Genomic DNA, 271 nt, shown 5'->3' with positions numbered 1-271 from the left:
GTTTTCGGCCAGTGTCGGCACGTCCGGAAGGGCGCCCATGCGCTCTTCTGCCATCACCGCCAGGGGTCGGAAGTCGCCCGCGTCGACCTGGTCCTGGGACTCAGAGATATTGAGGCCGGCGGCATCGATGTCACCGCGGGACAGGGCGGCGGCAAACTCCGCGCCGCTCTCGAACGGCACATAGGAGACATTGAGATTCGCCTCATTGGCGAAGCTCATGGCGGCAATATGATCAACGCCGCCGATCTGGGTGCCCCCCCACTTGATCGTG

The 271-nt window shown here is 64.2% G+C and carries 1 protein-coding gene; it reads right to left on the bottom strand.

Annotation, left to right across the window (positions count from 1 at the left end):
- A partial coding sequence (locus CVH10_RS20690; RefSeq protein ID WP_369335919.1) for a tripartite tricarboxylate transporter substrate-binding protein occupies positions 1-271 on the bottom strand: 271 nt, incomplete at both ends.

The sequence above is a fragment of the Halomonas sp. ND22Bw genome (genome assembly GCF_003011945.1).
Taxonomy (GTDB): domain Bacteria; phylum Pseudomonadota; class Gammaproteobacteria; order Pseudomonadales; family Halomonadaceae; genus Halomonas; species Halomonas halophila.
The sequence above is the reverse complement of the archived record's forward strand: the minus strand, read 5'-3'. Positions and strand labels throughout refer to the sequence as shown.